Origin of the sequence: Stutzerimonas nitrititolerans, from assembly GCF_003696285.1 — a bacterium.
Taxonomy (GTDB): domain Bacteria; phylum Pseudomonadota; class Gammaproteobacteria; order Pseudomonadales; family Pseudomonadaceae; genus Stutzerimonas; species Stutzerimonas nitrititolerans.
Genome location: NZ_RFFL01000015.1, coordinates 38,712 through 54,504 on the forward strand (window position 1 = coordinate 38,712; position 15,793 = coordinate 54,504).

Below are 15,793 nucleotides of genomic sequence, written 5' to 3' on the forward strand. Positions count from 1 at the left end.
ATAGCACGCGGGCGCTCGCCCCGGCCTTTACCGCATAATGATCGCCGATATTCTGCAGCCGGACGACCCACCCTACATGTCAGTGTTTACCCCCAGCGCCGATCTCGCCGCACCCATCGTGCGCCATGCCACGCGGACCGGGTTCTTCATCGCCGGCTTCGGGCTGGCGGTATGGGCGCCGCTGGTGCCCTACGTGCGCGAACGGATCGAGATGAGCGATGCCTTGTTCGGCATGCTGTTGCTGTGCATCGGCATCGGCTCGCTGACCTGGATGCCGTTGTCCGGCCTGCTGATCGCACGCCAGGGTATCCGTCCGGTCATCCTCGGTTGCGTGGCGACACTGGTGCTGGCGCTGCTCGGCATGGCCCTCACCGAATCGATATGGCTGCTCGGCATCGCGTTGTTCTGCTTCGGTGGCAGCCTCGGTGTGCTGGACGTGGTGCTCAACGTCCAGTCGCTGCTGGTCGAGCGCGAGTTGGGACGACGCATGATGTCCAACTTCCACGGCATGTTCAGCCTCGGCTCGATCTGCGGTGCGCTGGCCCTGACCGGCCTGCTGACGCTCGGACTCTCGCCCGCCAGCGGCACCCTGTTGATGATCGCGCTGATCGTCATCGCCAATTTCCTGGTCATGGGCGGCTACCTGGCACGCAAGGCTCCGGCCGGTGGCGTCGCCTTCGTTCGTCCCAGCGGCCTGGTGCTGCTGGTGGGCGCTCTGTGCTTCGTGGTGTATCTGGCCGAAGGCGCGGTGCTGGACTGGAGCGCGCTCTACCTGACCGGCGAAAAGCAGCTGGAAACCTCCAGCGGTGGCCTGGGCTATGCGGCGTTCGCCTTGATGGTGACCGTGGGCCGCTTCGCTGGCGGTCGGGTGGTGAACAGCCTCGGCACTGCCCGCGTCGTCGCCTTCGGCGGTTTGCTGGCGGCGGCCGGTATCGGCCTGTCCATCATCACCGACCACTGGGCGCTGGCATTGCTGGGGTATGGCCTGTGCGGGCTGGGTTGCGCCAACGTCTCGCCCGTGCTGATTTCCTCCCTCAGTCGGCAGGATGCGATGCCGGTGCACCTGGCCGTGACGGCCGCCACCACGGTGGGCTTCGCCGGGGTACTCGTGGGGCCCGCGATGATCGGGCTGATCGCTCATTTCAGCTCCCTGACCATGGCCTTCGTGCTGCTGGCACTACTGCTGGCCAGTCTGGTTATCGGCAGCCGCCGGTTCGTCGACTGAACGCCATGGCCCTCGCCGTCAACAGGCCCTAAAATGCGCGCCCTATGCGCATTTCCGACTTCCACCAGCAGCTCGCCGACATCGGCGCCAAGCCCGTCCACATCGGACGGATCACCCGTGCCTGGCTGCAGGGCCGGCCGCTGGACGCTGGCACCCGCCACCAGAAGAGCGAGGATTTCCTGCCGCTCTCGGTGCGCCAGGGTCTGCCCGAGGTAGAGCGGCGCCTGGCCGCATTGCTCCAATTGCGCTCGGAGCACCCTGCCGAAGACGGCTCGGCGCGCCTGCTGGTGGCGCTGGAAGACGGTCAGATGGTGGAAAGCGTGCTGCTACCGCGCGGTGGGCTGTGCGTTTCCAGCCAGGTAGGTTGCGCGGTGGGTTGCGTGTTCTGCATGACCGGCAAGAGCGGCCTGCTGCGCCAGGTCGGCAGCGCCGAGATCCTCGCCCAGGTCGCCCTCGCCCGTCGCTTTCGCCCCGTGAAGAAGGTGGTGTTCATGGGCATGGGCGAGCCGGCGCACAATCTCGACAACGTGCTCGAGGCCATCGACCTGCTGGGCACCGACGGCGGCATCGGCCACAAGAACCTGGTGTTTTCAACGGTCGGTGACCACCGCGTATTCGAGCGGCTGCCACAGCAATCGGTCAGACCTGCGCTGGCCTTGTCGCTGCACAGCACCCATGCCGCCCTGCGCCGCGAACTGCTGCCCCGCGCACCACAGATCGACCCCGCCGAACTGGTCGACTTGGGCGAAGCCTATGCGCGCCTGGTGGACTACCCGATCCAGTACCAGTGGACGCTGCTGGCCGGCATCAACGACAGCCAGGAAGAGATGGACGGCATCATCCGCCTGCTCAAGGGCAAGTTCGCGATCATGAACGTGATTCCCTACAACAGTCTGGACGACGACGCCTACCAGCGCCCCGCCGCCGAGCGCATCCAGCGGATCATGCGTTACCTGCACGAGAACGGCGTGCTGACCAAGGTGCGCAACTCCGCCGGCCAGGATATCGATGGCGGTTGCGGACAGCTGCGCGCCCGCGCCGAGCGCGTGCTCAAGGCGCCGAGAAAAATCTCCGTCGGTTGAAGGCACGTCCCACGCCGTTGAAGGTCATAGAACGCGCACCGCCGATACCCACAAGGACAGACATGCACACATTGGAACGTCTCAGACGCGCCGAGCTGGCGGGTGTCACCCGGCTCGATCTTTCGCAAGGGCTGACAGAGTTTCCGCGGGAGATCTTCACCCTGGCCGACAGCCTGGAGGTGCTCAACCTCTCCGGCAACCGGCTCTCCAGCCTGCCGGACGATCTGCCACGGCTGCACCGGCTGCGTATCCTGTTCTGCTCGAACAATCGCTTCAGCGAAGTCCCATCCGTGCTCGGCGATTGCGCCGAACTGGAGATGGTGGGCTTCAAGGCCAACCAGATCCACAGCCTGCCGGCCGCCGCCCTGCCGCCGAAGCTGCGCTGGCTGATCCTCACCGACAATCAGCTGGAACGCCTGCCGGACGAAATCGGCCGCTGCCAGCGCCTGCAGAAACTGATGCTGGCCGGCAACCGCCTGCGCGCCCTGCCGACAACGCTCGCCCACTGCCAGCGGCTGGAACTGCTGCGCATCGCCGCCAACCGCCTGCCTGGCCTGCCCGCCTGGCTGCTGACGATGCCCCGCCTGAGCTGGCTCGCCTTCGCCGGCAATCCGTTCAGCGATGCCATCGAAGCCGCCGCGCTGGCGCAGCACCCGGTACCGCCCATCACGCGTGAGCACATCGTTTTCGGTGAGGTTCTCGGCCAGGGCGCCTCAGGCGTTATCCATCGCGCCGATTGGCAGCCGCCGACGCAGGCCACCAAGGCCATGGCCGCCAAGCTGTTCAAAGGCAGCCTGACCAGCGACGGCCTGCCCCACAGCGAAATGGCCACCTGCATCGCGGCGGGCGAGCACCCCAACCTGATTCGGATTGCCGGGCCGCTGGCCGATCGTGACGATGCCCCGCCAGGCTTGCTGATGGAGCTGATCGATCCATCCTTCCGGGTGCTGGCCAGCCCGCCATCGCTCGCCAGCTGCACCCGCGATTGTTACGCGCCGCAGCAGCGATTCGACGCCGAGCGGGTGCTGAAGATCGCTGCCGGCGTCGCCAGCGTCATGCAGCACCTCCACGCGCGCGGCATTCTTCATGGCGACCTCTATGGCCACAACCTGCTCGTCGATCCCTCTGGCCGAACACTGCTCAGCGATTTCGGCGCGGCTTCCTTCCATGACCCGCTCGATGACGAAGGCCGGGCATTGCAGCGACTCGAAGCCAAAGCCTTCGGCTGTTTGCTGGAGGAGTTGCTGGAGCGTTGCGAGGGTGCCGGGCAGGATCCGCGTCTGCAGCGGCTGGCCGAGCTCCGGCAACGGTGCCTGCTCGACACTCCGCTGCAACGGCCCGACTTCGGCAGCCTGGTGAGCGAGATCAACGCCATCGGCTAGGCGGTTATCAACCATTCACATCCTGAACGACGGTCCGCTCATGCCTGCATCCGATTCGCCTGCCAACACCCAGCCCATGGACCTCGATCCCTTCGTCATCGGGCTGAAACAGCGGCTCCCCGAAGAGCTGCGCGAAAGCTTCACCGACGAACAACTGCAGGGCCTGCGCACTGCCTTCGCGACCCGTTCGTGGGCGCGGCACAAGCTGGACCTGCGCGGCACCTTCAGCTTCTGGCGAACCCAGTACTATTACGTACTGGTTGCCGGTCGCAACAAGCGCGACCTGACACGAGGACAGAAAAGGCTCTCCATGGCGGCCAAGGCCGGCGCGATCACCCTGTTCCTGCTTTTCTCGCTGCTGCTGGGGCTGGTCATGCTCTACATCCTGAAGTCCGCGCTCGGCATCAACCTGCTGCCCAACCATTCGCTGGGATTATGGGACTGGCTCAAGGGCAGCCGTTGAGCGAACTCAGCCTGCGCGAAGCCTGAGCAAGGTGTGACCCAGGCCGATATCGTCGACCTGCTCGGCGACGACGAAACCGGCCTCCTCGACGATATCGAGCATGTCCTTGCTGTGATAGAAGCGACTGTTGCCGTTGGCCAGGCAGGCGAAGTACAGCGACGTGGCGTTGAGGCTGTAGGCCGCCGCCTCGAAATGCTGGCGATCCCAGAACAGCTCGAGGATGTAGACGCTGGCATCCGGCCGCATGGCAGCGCGAATCCGCCGCAGGATGCGCAGGATTTCCATCGGCGAGAAACAATCGAGGAACTGGCTCATCCACCAGATATCGGCTTCGTCCGGCAGCGGCTGGCTGTCGTCGAGAATGTTCATTGGATGGCCATGAATGCGCGCCTCGAAGCCGTGCTCCCGGGCGTTGTCCAGTGCCAGCGCCAGTTGCCGCGGCAGGTCGACGATGGTCATGTGCACGTCTTCGTCGTGGGCGCAGCATTGCAGGGACCATTTGCCGGTGTTGCCGCCGATGTCGACGATGGTCTTCGGCCGCTCGGCAAAGATCCGCTGCAGCAGCTCGGGGAATGCCTTGTCGCTATAGAAGTGATCGAAGTCGAACCAGCTCTTGCGTGCCTTCTCCGGCAGGCGCGACAGGCCTTCATAGATGGTGGGCCAGTCGCCGAATTCGCGCAGGCCTTCGGGGCGACCGCTGCGGATGGTTTCGGTGAGGTGCGACATGGCTCGGTAGCAGACGTCCGCGGTGAAATCCATGTTCACCCGGGTCATCGCATCGTGCAGCAGAAAATGGCCCAGGCGCGCCAGCACGTAATTGTCGCCATCTTGCGTCACGACCAGGGTGCTGAGCCCCATGTCCAGCAGGACCTTGGCCCCATACTCGGAAACCCCGCTGCGCTCGGCGATCTGCTGTGCGCTCAGGCCCGTCGGCCCGGCGGCGTCCAGCACGGCGAGAATGCCGAGCTCGCGCAGGCTCTGCGCGGCCTGGAAGGCGATGGGGGCGAAGGCCAGTTTCTGCGCCTGTTCCTTGGCTTGCAAAGCCGTCAACGGATCTACTGCATAACGACTCAAAACACATCTCCCGTACGCTGTTGGCTGCGTCGCGTGCCGGCTGTCCGGCCTTCTTCACGCGGGCCAATGGTAAATCACTGCGCCTGGAAAAAACCGGCTCGCTATATACAGGCGTGAGCTGCTCATCGTCCAAGGACGGCTAGACTAGGAAGACCAAGCTTCTCGAGGTAGGCATGAACAGCGACGACAAGAACAAGCTGACGTTTCGCCAGATGCTGCAGAGCATCCTGGCCGGCGCCCTGGGCGTGCAGAGCGGAAAGAATCGCGCGCGCGATTTCAGTCACGGCAAGCCCAGCCACTTCATCCTTTTCGGGCTGGGCTTCACGCTGATCTTTATTCTGGTGATTCTCGGAATCGTGAAGCTGGTGATCTATCTGGCAGGTCTCTGAAGCAGCTCGGCGATGGACTATTGATGGCTGACCCAGAACACCGCAGTGCCCACCGCCAGCACGATCAGCATGAAAATCGCGGCGGCATCCACCAGACTGTCGCTGCCTTTATGGTTCGAATGGTTGGCCACGGCCGTTCTCCTTCGTTGCGAAACCCGGGTTCCTGGAGTTAAGACCACTGCGGCCAAGGCCTCAAGGCGCATGCTCTAAATGCCCGAAAAGCGGTGTTTGGTTCTAAACATATTCCCAAACATCACTTTTGCGTATAACCGCTAACTGGTATCTTGCCGCCTCCCTGATGGGTGCGCGGCCGTGCGCGCGAGAACAGGCCGTTGAAAAACGCAGACGAGGCAAGTTTTTCAACGGCCTGACAAGCTGTAGACAGCCTGAACAGGATACTCAATGTACGTTTACGACAAGTACGATCACCAGATCGTCAAAGAACGCGTCAACCAGTTCCGCGAGCAGACCCGCCGTTACCTGGCCGGTGAGCTGACTGATCCTGAATTCCTGCCGCTGCGCCTGCAGAACGGTCTGTATATCCAGCGTTACGCACCGATGCTGCGCATCGCGGTGCCCTATGGCCTGCTTTCCTCGACGCAGGTCCGCAAGCTGGCCGAGATCACGCGCAAGTACGACAAGGGCTACGCCCACATCAGTACCCGTACCAACGTGCAGCTGAACTGGCCGGATCTCGAAGACGTGCCGGAGATCCTCGCCGAGCTCGCCACGGTGCAGATGCACTCGATCCAGACCAGCGGCAACTGCATCCGCAACACCACCACCGACCAGTTCGCCGGTGTGGCCAAGGACGAGCTGGTCGACCCGCGCCCCTGGTGCGAAATCATCCGTCAGTGGTCGACCTTCCACCCCGAGTTCGTGCGCCTGCCGCGCAAGTTCAAGATCGCCATCAACGGCGCCGTGAGCGACCGTGCGGCCATCGGCGTGCACGACATCGGTCTCGAAGCGGTGAAGAACGCCGAAGGCGAGCTGGGCTTCCGCGTGGCCGTCGGTGGCGGCCTGGGTCGTACCCCGATCGTTGGCAGCTTCATCAATGAATTCCTGCCCTGGAAGCACCTGCTGACCTATCTCGAAGCCATTCTGCGCGTGTACAACCGCTATGGCCGCCGCGACAACAAGTTCAAGGCGCGCATCAAGATCCTGGTCAAGGCGCTGACTCCGGAAGTCTTCGCCGAGCGGGTCGATGCCGAATGGGAATACCTCAAGGACGGCCCCAGCACCCTGACCGACGAGGAAGTCCAGCGGGTCGCCCAGTATTTCGTCGACCCGGCCTACAAGGCGCTCGAAGACCAAGACGAAGCCCTCCGTCAACTGGATGCCGAGCATCCCGGCTTCGCCCGCTGGCGCGAGCGCAACGTGGTTGCGCACAAGAAGCCCGGTTATGCCGCGGTGACGCTGTCGCTGAAAAGCACCGGCGTTGCGCCCGGCGACGTCACCGACAAGCAGCTGGACATGATCGCCGACCTCGCCGATCGCTACAGCTTCGGCGAGGTGCGCAACTCCCACGAGCAGAACATGATCCTTGCCGACGTCGAACAATCGCGCCTGTTCGAGCTCTGGCACGAACTGCGCGAGCTGGGCGTCGCCACGCCGAACATCGGCCTGCTGACCGACATCATCTGCTGCCCCGGCGGCGACTTCTGCTCGCTGGCCAACGCCAAGTCGATCCCGATCGCCGAGGCCATCCAGCGCCGCTTCGATGACCTGGACTACCTGTTCGACATCGGCGACCTGGACCTGAACATTTCCGGCTGCATGAACGCCTGTGGACACCACCACGTCGGCCACATCGGCATCCTCGGCGTCGACAAGAAAGGCGCGGAGTTCTATCAGGTTTCCATCGGCGGCAGCTCGGGTCGCGACACCACCCTGGGCCAGATCCTCGGCCCATCCTTCGCCCAGGACGACATGCCCGACGTCATCGAAAAGATCATTGGCGTCTACGTGGAGCAACGTAACGAAGATGAACAGTTTCTCGACACTTTCCGCCGTATCGGCATCGATCCCTTCAAGGAACGCGTCTATGCAGCGAATCATTAAGGGCGACCAGGTCGTCGACGAAACCTGGCACCTGCTGGCCAAGGACGTCCCGCTGGCAGAGATACCGAACAGCGACGATGTGATAGTGCCGATGCAACTCTGGCTGGAACACGCCCACGCCCTCAAGGCGCGCGATGGCGGCCTGGGTATCTGGCTGGAGGCCGACGAAGCCATCGAGGACATAGTCAACGACCTCGAACACTTCCAGGTCGTGGCGCTGAACTTCCCGGTGTTCACCGACGGCCGGCATTTCTCCAGCGCGCGCCTGCTGCGCGAGCGCTATGGCTACAAGGGGGAGATCCGCGCCATTGGCGACGTGCTGCGCGACCAGCTGTTCCTGATGCGCCGCTGCGGTTTTGACGCCTACGCCGTGCGCCCCGATCGCGATCCCTATGACGCGCTGGAAGGCCTGAAGGATTTCTCGGTCACCTACCAATCGGCAGCGGACGACGCCTTGCCGCTGTTCCGCAGGCGCGGCTAAGCAGTCCCGCACGGCAAGCCACGAAAAAGCCCGCATCGCTGGATGCGGGCTTTTCTTTTGGCCAGGCTGAAATGGCCCGCTACAGCAGCTGCCAAGTGTAGTTGAAGATCAGCCGGTTCTCGTCGATGTCGCTGCGGTAGTTGGACCGCGCCACCACGTTGCGCACCCGTATGCCGAGGCCGCTCAGCCAGCCGCTCTGGAAGGTGTAACCGAGATCCAGGTCGCGCTCCCACTCCTTGCCTTCGAAGCCGGCACCGGTATCGACGTTATCGCCACGGATGTAGCGCAGCGTGGAGACCAGCCCCGGAATGCCAACGGCGGCGAAATCGAAGTCATGCCGCACCTGCCAGGAACGTTCGTCGGCGCCGGCGAATTCATAGGTGGGCACTTCGTTGCCCAGCGGCGTGATGTTGTTGAACACGCGCGGGAAGGCATCATCGCCGAACATCGCCTGGTAGCCGACGGAAAAGGTGTGCCCCCCACGCTTGGCCGACAGCAGCGTGAACAGGGCGCGGTTGTCGATATCGCCCAGCAGTCGTTTGCCGTCTTCCTTCGAATCGTAGAAACCGAGGTTGGCGCCCAGTACCCAGTCGCCCACCGGCTCGCTGTGCTTGAGGCTGTAGAAGCGCTGGTTGTAGATGTCTTCCAGCTGCGCATACCAGACGCCCGCCGAAGTGCGCTTGTCGTTGAAGGCGTAATCGGCACCGGCATAGTTGAAGCGATCGGTCTCGGCGTTGCCGGCCAGCTGCGGCACGTGGCCGAGCTTGGCGCGCATCTTGCCATCGCCGGCCTCGTTGAGCAGGCTGCCGGAACGGAGTTGGCCGGCTTGCAGCGTCAGCCCTTCGATCTCCTGGGAGACGAGACTGGCACCCTGATAGGTCGGCGGCAGCAGGCGGATATCGCTGAAGGTCAGCACCGGCAGGTTGGGCGTCAGCTCGCCGACCTTCAGCTCGGTTTTCGACAGCCGCGCCTTGAGCGCGGCACCGATGCGACCGAAGTCGTCCGCCGCCTTGCCGTCACCGCCGGTAGGCAGCAAGCCGGTGTTGACTCGATCGACGCTGCTGTCGAGCTTGATGCCCAACTGACCGAGCACGTCGATGCCGAAACCCACCGTGCCCGGTGTGTAGCCTGATTTGATGTTGAGGATGAAGCCCTGCGCCCACTCCTCCGACTTCGACTGCTGGTTGGCGCCGACGATGTCGGAGAAGTCCCGGCTGAAGTAGTAGTTGCGCGCCTGCAGGGTGGCGCTGGCGCCTTCGATGAAGCCCTCTTCGGCAACCGCTTCGCAGGCGCCGAGAAGCGCGCCGATGGCCAATGAGAGTCGAGAGATATGCGTCTGGTTTTTCATGATTTTCCTCGTTGTTGTTGTTTTTCAAGGTGCACGCTGCCGTGCCCTTCCGGTGTAGCCGGATGAGCGCGACAAGAGTTTTCGGTGATGCGTGGCGCGCGGCCTTCAGCGCGCGGGTTGCTCCCGTGACAGGCAGGCGCCCTGCTTCGCCGGCGCCGCTGCCGGTTTCCGGAGCGTCAGCAGCAGGTGCGCCGCGATGCCGAAGATCAGCCCCCAGAAGGCGGCGGACAGGCCGAGCAGCGACATGCCCGAGGCGGTGACGAGAAAGGTGATCAGCGCCGCCTCGCGATCCGCCGGAACCGACATGGCGCCATGCAGGGCGGCACCGATGGCCGACAGCAGCGCCAGGCCGGCCAATGCAGCGATCAGTGCGGCGGGAAAGGCGGTGAAGACCGATACCAGGGTCGCCCCGAAGATGCCCAGCAGCAGGTAGAACACTCCGCCGGAAACACCGGCTATATAGCGTTTGCCCGGGTCTTCGTGGGCTTCCCTGCCGGTGCAGATCGCCGCAGTGATCGCGGCGAGGTTCAGGCCGTGGCAACCGAAAGGCGCCAGCAGCAGCGTACCCAGGGCACTGCCGCTGATCAGCGGGCTTGCCGGTGTCTGGTAGCCGGCATTGCGCAGCACGGCCATGCCGGGCACGAACTGCCCGGTCAGCGCCACCATCACCAGCGGAAAGGCCACGCCCAAGATCACCTGCCAGCTGAATTCCGGGGTAATCCAGACCGGCTTGGCCAGGCCCAGCACCAGCGCTTCGCTGCGCAGCTCGCCGCCGCCGACTGCCATCGCGACGCCCACCAGCAGCACCGCCATCACGGCGTAGCGCGGCATGGCCCGCTTGAACAGCAGGTAGGTGGCGAACATCGCCAGCACCAGCCAGGGCTGATCCTTCACCGACACGAACAGGTCGGTGCCGAAACGAAACAGGATGCCGGCCAGCATCGCCGCGGAAATCGCCGCCGGCAGCTTGCCGATCACCTTGTCGAAAGCGCCGGAGAGCCCCACCAGCAGTATGACCAGGTTCGATACCAGGTAAGCGCCTACCGCCTGGTTCATGCTGACGTCCGGCAGCATGGTCACCAGCAGCGCCGAGCCGGGTGCCGACCAGGCGATGACGATCGGCACCCGGTAGCGCAGGCTCAGCAGGATGCCGAGCACACCGCTGCCGATGGAGATGGTCCAGACCCATGACGACATCAGCTCATGGGGCAGACCGCCCGCCTTGGCCGCCTGGAAGATGATCACCAGCGGGCCGGCATAGGAAATGACGGTCGCGATGAAGCCGGCAACCACGGCGGAGAGGGAACAATCTCTGAGCAGTCTTTTCATGACGCCTCGCAAGACAGGCCTGGCCATCCGTGACGCAGTCCGGATCGCTCTTGTTGTGGGTCGCGGCATATGAATCGGTTAAGCGTAGGGTGGATGGCGCTTTTCCCGTCCACCGCCGGCACCCGCAAAACAAGGTGGATGAAAAGACCGTCATCCACCCTACGCTCGCCGGACGACATCGATCAGCAATCCGACCCAATCAGGCTTCCTGCAAAGCCCGCGGACGCTGGCTACGCTGCTCGGCCTCTGGCGCCGGCGCCTGTTGCAACTGGAAGTCGAACACCACTTCGGCGAAGCGCCCTTCCACGCCACGGGCATGGGCCGCTTCGGGATCGTCGTTGAAATGGATGTCGCCGATCAGGCCGTCGCGGGTCGCGTAGGCGAAGTCGTCCCACAGGTACCGGTCGCCCGCCAGGTTGATCTGCGTGGTCAGGTGGCGATGGCCCGGCGCCGAGATGAAGAAGTGAATATGCGCCGGGCGCTGGCCGTGGCGGCCGAGCAGGTCGAGGCATTCCTGGGTCGGGCCATCGGGCGAGCAGCCATAGCCGGACGGCACGATGCTGCGGGCGCGGTAATAGCCGTTCTCGTCGGTGACGATGCGGCGACGCAGGTTGTACTCGGACTGGCTCTTGTCGAAATACGAGTAGTTGCCCTTGGTGTTGGCATGCCACAGGTCCACCACCGCACCGGCCACCGGCTGGCCATCCGGACCGGTGACGCGGCCCTGCAGGAACATCGGGGTGGCGACCGCGTCTTCGCTGCCGTCATCCATGCGCGCCTCGCCCTCCACGACTGGCGCACCGGCCACGTACAGCGGGCCTTCGATGGTGCGCGGCGTGCCGCCGACCAGGCCTTGCTGCTCGTCCTTGGCGTCCTGCAGCAGGTCGAGGTAGTGCTCCAGGCCCAGGCCCGCCGCCAGCAGGCCCGCCTCGTTGCGACCACCGAGACGGTTGATGTAGTCCACCGCCTTCCAGAACTCGTCCTGGGTGATTTCCAGCTCTTCGACGATCTTCGCGGTGTCGACCAGGATGCGGTTGATCACCGTCTTCAGGCGGCTATCGCCGGCGTCGTTGTTGAAGCCGCTGGCTTCCTTGAAGAACTGCTGGATGGAATCGGAGTGAGAGATTTTCACAGTCATGGTTCAGGCCTCATCTTGTAATTGTCGTTACGCGGTTGGCTGGCCGGGACAGACCCCGGCCTGGAACGGAATCAGCGGTCGTCCTCACGAATCGAGGACGGGTGGCGGCACAGCGCGCTGACCTCGATATCCATGTAGGGAAACAGCGGCAGTTGCATCAGGGTGTCGTGCAGCTCCTGCACGCTGGCGACGTCGAACACGCTGTAGTTGGCGTACTGCCCGGCGATGCGCCAGAGATGACGCCACTTGCCCTCGCGCATCAGGCCCTGGGCCAGCTCCTTCTCGTCGGCCTTGAGCTTGGCGGCCTTGGCCGGGTCCATGTCCAGCGGCAACTTCACGATCATCTTTACGTGGAACAGCATCTTGCGAACCTCCGTTTTACTTGCGGCTGAAGAACGCCAGGCGCTCTTCGTCCAGGGTCAGGCCGAGGCCCGGCGTGCGCGGCACTTGCAGCTGGAAGTCGCGATAGACCGGCGCCTCGGTGACGATTTCTTCGGTGAGCAGCAGCGGGCCGAACAGCTCGGTGCCCCAGGTAAGTGCGTTCAAGGTGACGAAGGCATGGGCCGAGGCCAGGGTGCCGACGGCGCCTTCGAGCATGGTCCCGCCGTACAGCGCGATGCCGGCCGCTTCGGCGATCTGCGCGGTGCGCAGTACGGCGCGCGGCCCGCCGTTCTTGGCGATCTTCAGAGCGAAGACGCTGGCGGCCCCGTCGGCGGCGAGGCTGAAGGCGTCCTCGACGCTTTCGATGGACTCGTCGACCATGATCGGCGCCGGGCTGCGCTGGTTCAGGCGCACCTGGCCAGCGCGGTTGATGCGCGAGATCGGTTGCTCGATCAGGTCGATGCCGTTGTCGCCCAGCATCCGGCAGGCGCGGATCGCCTGGGACTCGTCCCAATACTGATTGACGTCCACACGCACGCTGGCGCGCTCGCCCAGGGCCTTCTTGATGGCGATGACGTGCTTGAGATCGGCGCTGACCTCGTTGGCACCGATTTTCAGTTTGAACAGGCGATGGCGACGGATGTCGAGCATCTGCTCGGCTTCGGCGATATCGCGGTCGGTATCGCCGCTGGCCAGGGTCCAGGCGACTTCCAGGCTGTCGCGCACCCGCCCGCCGAGCAGCTCGCTGACCGGCAGCCCCAGGCGCTTGCCCTGAGCATCGAGCAGCGCACTCTCCAGACCGGACTTGGCGAAGGTGTTGCCCTTGGCCGCCTTGTCCAGCCGCAGCATGGCGGCATTGATGTTGGCCGCATCCTGGCCGATCAGCAGCGGGCCGAGGTGGCTGTCGATGTTGGTCTTGATGCTCTCCGGGCTTTCGTTGCCGTAGGCCAAGCCACCGATGGTGGTGGATTCGCCGATGCCTTCGATGCCATCGCTGCAGCGCATGCGGATGATCACCAGCGTCTGCTGCTGCATCGTGTGCATGGCCAGCTTGTGCGGACGGATGGTCGGCAGGTCGACGATCACCGTCTGGATGCTTTCGATCAGGGTGTGGCTCATATCAGCTTCCGATTTCCCAGTTTTCAGTGAATCAGGCCTTCGCCGTCGCCAGCGCAGCCGGCGCGGCATCGCTGCTGCGCTGCCCGGAAACGGCGAAGACGGTCATGGCCAGCGCGGCGATCACGCCAGGGATGGCGAAGGCGATGAAATTCAGTTGCAGCGGCAGGTTGATGCCCAGCAGCGCACCGCCCAGCAGCGGGCCGACGATGGCGCCGTTGCGGCCGATGCCGGACGCCCAGCCCAGGCCGGTGGAGCGAATCGACAGGCCGTAGAATTGCGCGGCGCTGGCGTAGAGCAGGATCTGCGTACCGATCACGGTGGCGCCGGCGATAGTGATCAGCGTGTAGAGCACCGGCATCGGCGTCTTGAAGCCCAGCAGGCTGATGGACGCCACCGACACCGCGAAGAAGGCCACCACGACCTTGGCCAGGTTGAAGCGATCGCCCAGCCAGCCGCCGAGAATCGCGCCGAACATGCCGCCCAGATTCAGCGCCACCAGGAACGACAGGCTGGAACCCAGGCTGTAGCCGGCGTTGGCCATCAGCTTCGGCAACCAGGAACCCAGCGCGTAGACCATCAGCAGGCAGCAAAAGAAGGCGATCCAGATCGACCGGGTGCGCACGCCGCGGCCATCGCGGAACAGTTCCAGCACCGAAGCGCTCTTGCCCTTCACCTCGGTCATCACCAGCTCGTCGCCGGCACTGAGTGCAAGGCTGGGGTCGATGCGATTGAGCAGCTTGAGCGCCTGTTCGGTACGGCCCTGGCGCACCAGGAAACCCACCGATTCCGGCAATTTCCAGAGAATCACCGGCAACAACAGCAACGGCACGGCGGCGGCGAAGAACATCGCTTCCCAGCCGAAGCGCGGCAGCATGTAGATGCCCAGCCCGGCAGAGAACATGCCGCCCAGCGAATAACCGCTGAACATGATCGCCACCAGTGTGCTGCGCAGCTTCTTCGGCGCGTATTCGTTCATCAGCGCCACCACGTTGGGCATCAGCCCGCCGCAACCGAGCCCGGCCAGGAAGCGGAAGATGCCGAACTCGGTCGGTGTGCTGGCGAAGCCGTTGAGCACCGTGGCGCCGCTGAACAGCACGAAGCAGATGGCGATGCCCTTCTTGCGCCCGATGCGATCGGCCAGGGTGCCGAAGATCAGCGCGCCGAACATCATGCCGAACAGCGCGTAGCTGCCCAGCGCACCGGCCTGCAGCGGGGTCAGCCCCCACTCCTGCATGATCACCGGCAAGACCACGCCGTAGATGAACAGGTCGTAGCCGTCGAAGATCAGCAGCAGCGCGCAGAGGCACATGACCAGCCAGTGGAACCCGCTGAAACGGGCGTTATCGATGATTGGGTGAACGTCTACTTTTCGCATGGCATCGGTCTCTCTTTTGTTTTTGTTGTAGAAACTGCGTCGTATCTCTCGGGGCCGAAGCCGCTACGCGGCTCGCGGTCAGCCCAGATCTCCGCCACCCACCGGCAGGGTGACGCCGGTGATGTAGCTGGCCTCGTCGGAGGCCAGGAACAGAATCGCGCCGGCCTGCTCGTCGACGCTGCCGTAGCGCTTCATCAGCGTGGAATCGACGGTCTGGTCGACGATCTGCTGGTACCAGACTCGTTCCTGCTCGCTCTGCTCGGCCGTGTTGCGCGGAATGCGCCGCGGCGGCGCCTCGGTGCCGCCCGGCGCGGTGGCGTTGACGCGAATGCCGCGCTGGGCGTTCTCGAACGCGAGGCAGGCGGTCAGCGCGTTCACGCCGCCCTTGGCCGCGCCGTAAGGCACACGGTTGAGGCTGCGGGTGGCGATGGAAGAGACGTTGACGATGGCGCCACTGCCCTGCTCCAGCATGTGCGGCAGCGCGGCATGGCAGCACCACAGCGTGGGAAACAGCGAGCGGCGCACTTCGGCCTCGATCTCGTGCTCCTGGTAATGCTCGAACGGCTTGGCCCAGATGGTGCCGCCGACGTTGTTGATCAGGATGTCGAGCCGTCCGAAGCGCTCCTTCGCTGCATCCATCACCCGATGGCAGTCGGCGAACTGTTCGAGGTCGGCGGTCAGGGTCAGCACCTCGGCGCCCTGCCCCAACTGATCGACGAGTTCGTGCACCAGCTCGGAGCGATCCACCGCCAGCAACCGTCCGCCTTCGGCGACGAAGCGCTCGGCCACGCGACGACCGATGCCCTGGGCCGCGCCGGTGATGACCGCGACTTTGTTCTGGAAACGTTTGTTCATCTACCTACCCTCGATGTAGTCGAAGCCACGCACAAACCCTTATAGGAGCGAGCTTGCTCGCGAAGCTTTTGGAGACGTGATCCAGGCGAAC

At 64.3% G+C, this 15,793-nt stretch carries 15 protein-coding genes; 7 read left to right on the plus strand and 8 right to left on the minus strand.

Going from position 1 to position 15,793, the window contains the following annotated elements:
- Positions 1–76 precede the first annotated feature (76 nt).
- The 4 genes from EA795_RS17390 (at position 77) to EA795_RS17405 (ending at position 4,152) form a co-directional block, all read left to right on the plus strand.
- Positions 77–1,225, plus strand: a complete 1,149-nt coding sequence (locus EA795_RS17390; protein ID WP_122078732.1) for an MFS transporter — start codon at positions 77–79, stop codon at positions 1,223–1,225.
- Positions 1,226–1,269: 44 nt separating this feature from the next.
- Positions 1,270–2,307: an RNA methyltransferase gene (locus tag EA795_RS17395; RefSeq protein WP_122078645.1), complete on the plus strand. Its 1,038-nt coding sequence runs from the start codon at positions 1,270–1,272 to the stop codon at positions 2,305–2,307.
- Between the two features lie 62 nt (positions 2,308–2,369).
- On the plus strand, positions 2,370–3,689 hold the full coding sequence (locus tag EA795_RS17400; protein WP_122078647.1) for a leucine-rich repeat-containing protein kinase family protein: 1,320 nt from the start codon (positions 2,370–2,372) through the stop codon (positions 3,687–3,689).
- 40 nt (positions 3,690–3,729) lie between these two features.
- The gene (locus EA795_RS17405; RefSeq protein WP_122078649.1) at positions 3,730–4,152 is read left to right on the plus strand and encodes a 3-phosphoshikimate 1-carboxyvinyltransferase; all 423 of its coding nucleotides are present in this window, start codon (positions 3,730–3,732) and stop codon (positions 4,150–4,152) included.
- Between the two features lie 6 nt (positions 4,153–4,158).
- On the opposite strand, the gene EA795_RS17410 is transcribed toward EA795_RS17405, so the two are convergent.
- A complete protein-coding gene (locus EA795_RS17410) occupies positions 4,159–5,226 on the minus strand; it encodes a methyltransferase (protein WP_122078651.1) in 1,068 nt (355 codons plus the stop codon).
- Positions 5,227–5,399: 173 nt separating this feature from the next.
- On the opposite strand from EA795_RS17410, the gene EA795_RS17415 reads away from it, so the two are divergent.
- The 3 genes from EA795_RS17415 (at position 5,400) to EA795_RS17425 (ending at position 8,157) form a co-directional block, all read left to right on the plus strand.
- On the plus strand, positions 5,400–5,615 hold the full coding sequence (locus tag EA795_RS17415) for a DUF2970 domain-containing protein (RefSeq protein ID WP_014852661.1): 216 nt from the start codon (positions 5,400–5,402) through the stop codon (positions 5,613–5,615).
- 402 nt (positions 5,616–6,017) lie between these two features.
- The gene (locus EA795_RS17420) at positions 6,018–7,676 is read left to right on the plus strand and encodes a nitrite/sulfite reductase (protein WP_122078653.1); all 1,659 of its coding nucleotides are present in this window, start codon (positions 6,018–6,020) and stop codon (positions 7,674–7,676) included.
- Positions 7,660–8,157 (plus strand): DUF934 domain-containing protein, encoded by a 498-nt coding sequence (locus EA795_RS17425; protein ID WP_122078655.1) that lies wholly within the window; start codon positions 7,660–7,662, stop codon positions 8,155–8,157. Before EA795_RS17420 ends, EA795_RS17425 begins: the two co-directional genes overlap by 17 nt.
- Before the next feature lie 79 nt (positions 8,158–8,236).
- On the opposite strand, the gene EA795_RS17430 is transcribed toward EA795_RS17425, so the two are convergent.
- The 7 genes from EA795_RS17430 to EA795_RS17460 all read right to left on the minus strand — a co-directional run bounded on the left by EA795_RS17430 (position 8,237) and on the right by EA795_RS17460 (position 15,702).
- The gene (locus EA795_RS17430) at positions 8,237–9,505 is read right to left on the minus strand and encodes an OprD family porin (RefSeq protein WP_122078657.1); all 1,269 of its coding nucleotides are present in this window, start codon (positions 9,503–9,505) and stop codon (positions 8,237–8,239) included.
- Positions 9,506–9,610: 105 nt separating this feature from the next.
- Positions 9,611–10,834, minus strand: coding sequence for a benzoate/H(+) symporter BenE family transporter (locus EA795_RS17435; RefSeq protein WP_122078659.1), 1,224 nt, complete (start codon positions 10,832–10,834; stop codon positions 9,611–9,613).
- Positions 10,835–11,033: 199 nt separating this feature from the next.
- Positions 11,034–11,972, minus strand: a complete 939-nt coding sequence (catA, locus tag EA795_RS17440; RefSeq protein WP_122078661.1) for a catechol 1,2-dioxygenase — start codon at positions 11,970–11,972, stop codon at positions 11,034–11,036.
- A 71-nt stretch (positions 11,973–12,043) separates the two neighbouring features.
- Positions 12,044–12,334, minus strand: coding sequence for a muconolactone Delta-isomerase (gene catC, locus EA795_RS17445; protein WP_014852654.1), 291 nt, complete (start codon positions 12,332–12,334; stop codon positions 12,044–12,046).
- A 16-nt stretch (positions 12,335–12,350) separates the two neighbouring features.
- Positions 12,351–13,472, minus strand: coding sequence for a muconate cycloisomerase family protein (locus tag EA795_RS17450; RefSeq protein ID WP_122078663.1), 1,122 nt, complete (start codon positions 13,470–13,472; stop codon positions 12,351–12,353).
- 31 nt (positions 13,473–13,503) lie between these two features.
- Positions 13,504–14,847 (minus strand): MFS transporter, encoded by a 1,344-nt coding sequence (locus EA795_RS17455; protein ID WP_122078665.1) that lies wholly within the window; start codon positions 14,845–14,847, stop codon positions 13,504–13,506.
- Between the two features lie 78 nt (positions 14,848–14,925).
- On the minus strand, positions 14,926–15,702 hold the full coding sequence (locus EA795_RS17460) for a 1,6-dihydroxycyclohexa-2,4-diene-1-carboxylate dehydrogenase (RefSeq protein ID WP_122078667.1): 777 nt from the start codon (positions 15,700–15,702) through the stop codon (positions 14,926–14,928).
- Positions 15,703–15,793 lie beyond the last annotated feature (91 nt).